This is a genomic window from Leisingera sp. F5 (assembly GCF_001593695.1).
Map to the genome: position 1 here is coordinate 1 of NZ_LUKH01000432.1, position 2471 is coordinate 2471.

The 2471-nt window shown below is 62.6% G+C and carries 5 protein-coding genes; 3 read left to right on the forward strand and 2 right to left on the reverse strand.

What is annotated here, in order from left to right:
• Window positions 1–258, forward strand: a 258-nt coding sequence (locus A2I95_RS31425) for a pseudouridine synthase (RefSeq protein WP_291736135.1), incomplete at its 5' end; no start/stop codon positions are given.
• Between the two features lie 8 nt (window positions 259–266).
• Here the strand turns inward: A2I95_RS31425 and A2I95_RS31430 are convergent.
• On the reverse strand, window positions 267–797 hold the full coding sequence (locus A2I95_RS31430) for an XRE family transcriptional regulator (RefSeq protein WP_084294334.1): 531 nt from the start codon (window positions 795–797) through the stop codon (window positions 267–269).
• A gap of 131 nt (window positions 798–928) precedes the next feature.
• Here A2I95_RS31430 and A2I95_RS31435 point away from each other — a divergent pair, with 131 nt between their 5' ends.
• Together A2I95_RS31435 and A2I95_RS31440 are read left to right on the forward strand one after the other, a co-directional pair.
• The gene (locus tag A2I95_RS31435) at window positions 929–1642 is read left to right on the forward strand and encodes an AzlC family ABC transporter permease (protein ID WP_051371855.1); all 714 of its coding nucleotides are present in this window, start codon (window positions 929–931) and stop codon (window positions 1640–1642) included.
• A complete protein-coding gene (locus tag A2I95_RS31440) occupies window positions 1632–1928 on the forward strand; it encodes an AzlD domain-containing protein (protein WP_245596894.1) in 297 nt (98 codons plus the stop codon). Before A2I95_RS31435 ends, A2I95_RS31440 begins: the two co-directional genes overlap by 11 nt.
• A gap of 178 nt (window positions 1929–2106) precedes the next feature.
• On the opposite strand, the gene A2I95_RS31445 is transcribed toward A2I95_RS31440, so the two are convergent.
• The coding region (locus A2I95_RS31445) for an aldehyde dehydrogenase family protein (RefSeq protein ID WP_291736138.1) at window positions 2107–2471 on the reverse strand (365 nt) is incomplete at its 5' end.

Genomic DNA, 2471 nt, shown 5'->3' on the forward strand with positions numbered 1-2471 from the left:
AACCCCGCCGTCACCGAATGGCGGGTGATGAAGTACGAGGACGGCGTCACACGGGTGCGGCTGACACCGAAGACCGGGCGCACGCATCAGCTGCGGGTGCATATGCTGTCGCTGGGCCACCCGATCCTGGGCGATCCGCTTTATGCCAGCGGTGCAGCACTGGAGCATCCCAGGCTCATGCTGCATTCCCAGGAGCTGCGGATCAAACACCCGGACAGCGGCGAGTCGCTGAAATTCCGGGTGAAGCCGGAGTTTTGAGGCCCCGGTCAGGGCGCCTCCATCACCATCAGGAACAATGTGCCGCTCCGCGTCGCCTCATAGCTATGCGGGTGGTCGCCGGGAAAGCTGTAGTAATCACCCGGCCACAGCAGCTCCTCCCGTCCTTCCAGCCCTGCCCGCATCTGTCCGGAACAGACCAGCATATGTTCCACTGTGCCGCGCGGGTGCGGCGCGGCGCGGCGGGTTTCGCCCGGCTGCATCACCACGCGGTAGACATCCCGGCGCACATTCGGCGGGCTCCGGGACAATAGAACGGCAGCGAAGTCTGACTGCTCCGACTCCAGCACCTCCCCCTCACTTGCGCGGATGAGCCTAGTGGCAGGCGCCTCGGTCTCAAACAGCAAGCTCAGCGGAACGTCCAGCGCTGCAGCCAGTGCCCAAAGCGTCTCTACGCTGGGATTTCCGTTACCGGCTTCAAGCTGCGAAAGGGTTGATTTGGCAATTCCAGCCTGTGCGGCCAGCCCCGACAGCGACATTCCGGCGCGGCTGCGCTCGCGTTGGATGGCGGCAGCAATCATTTGATGAGGTGCTGACATGTTCGATATTTCACCTTCTCGTTCGACTTGACGAACGAACGTGCCGTTCGGTATACAAAACTTGCGTTCGGTTTAAGCGAAATCATACCCCGTTTCCAGAGGAACTGCCCTCAATGGCAATCCAGAACATCTCTGCCCGGCCCCCCGCCTTCAGCCAGCTGACCTCCGGACTGCGGGATATCCTGCCATTGGCTGCCGGCGTTGCTGTCTATGGGCTGGCTTTCGGCCTGCTCGCAGCACAGGCAAGCATGGATGGGCTGCAGACCGGAGTAATGGGCACCATCGTCTTTGCCGGATCTTCGCAGATCATCGCAGTGGAGCGGCTGGCTGCCGGCACCGGCGCGGGTGCAGCCATCCTGGCCGGGCTGGCACTGAACCTGCGGCTGCTTCTGATCACGGCCTCGCTCCGGGATGAGTATTCCGGACGGCCCTGGTGGCAAGTGCTGCTAGGTGTGCATCTGGCCACGGACGAAAATTGGGCCCTGATGCACGCGATGCGCGCCCGTGGCCATCAAGCCGGTTACTGGTATTTGATTGGCGGCGGAATCGGGCTGATTGCAGTCTGGGTGCTGTCCACAGTGGCAGGCGCGAGTTTTGCCAGCACTGTGCCTGAACCCAAGGCCCTGGGTATGGATTTTGCTTTCACCGCAGCTTTCATCGCCATTCTCCGGTCGCTGTGGAACGGTTCAACCATGCTTTTGCCCTGGGCCGGTTCTGTGGCCATCGTATTGCTGGCAGGTCTCTTAACGCCGATGGATCCCACCTGGACACTGATCCTGGGCGGTCTGGGCGGAGCGGTCCTTGCCGGAGTGCTGAATGATGACTGAAACATGGATCCTGATTCTCGGGCTGGCAGCGGCTACTTTTGCGGTGCGGCTGTCCGGTTATCTGCTGGGCCAACGGCTGCCGGATCACGGTCCTTGGGCGCGCGGCCTGCAGGCGCTGCCGGGCTGCCTGATCCTGTCGCTGGTCACCTACCTCCTGATGCGGGGCGGCCCGCAGGAATGGGCCGCCGGAACGGTGGCCCTGGCAGTGGCACTTGCCACGCGCAGCCTGCCCCTGACTATGGCTGCCGGAATAGCAGCGATCTACCTGCTTAGAGCCTATTTCTGACCAACCCCGCGCAGGCCCCCTGCCCGTGCACAGCACGGGCCACGCCCAAGGCTGAGGACTGCCCGGCGCAGCCGGGTGGAATGAAGACGCGGGAGCACTGCCGGTGTCCCAAATTCAACCCCGCAAACAGGAAAGCCGCCCGGACAGGCGGCTTTCCATGACTTCTAAGGCTGCGGATTTATTCGGCCACCCAGCCGCCGACGGCCTTCACTTCCAGGAAGTCCTCGATGCCCCATTTACCGCCTTCACGGCCTTTACCGGACTGTTTCATGCCGCCGAAGGGCGAACCGGCCGAGCGCGACTTGCCGTTCATCTCGACCATGCCGGAGCGCAGCGCGCGAGCCATGCGGTTGGCGCGGGCGCCATCCTGGGTCTGCACATAGTTGGTCAGCCCATAGGGCGTGTCGTTGGCGATCCCGATCGCGTCTTCCTCATTCTCGAAGGGAATGATCGACAGAACCGGGCCAAAGATTTCTTCGCGCGCGATGGTCATCTGGTTGTTCACATCGGCAAAGACCGTGGGCTTTACATAGTAACCCTTGT

What these genes read in the sequence shown, in the direction of transcription:
- A2I95_RS31430 (WP_084294334.1), bottom strand. Translation starts at nt 797, where the DNA reads ATGATTGCTGCCGCCATCCAACGCGAGCGCAGCCGCGCCGGAATGTCG.
- A2I95_RS31435 (WP_051371855.1), top strand. Translation starts at nt 929, where the DNA reads ATGGCAATCCAGAACATCTCTGCCCGGCCCCCCGCCTTCAGCCAGCTG.
- A2I95_RS31440 (WP_245596894.1), top strand. Translation starts at nt 1,632, where the DNA reads ATGATGACTGAAACATGGATCCTGATTCTCGGGCTGGCAGCGGCTACT.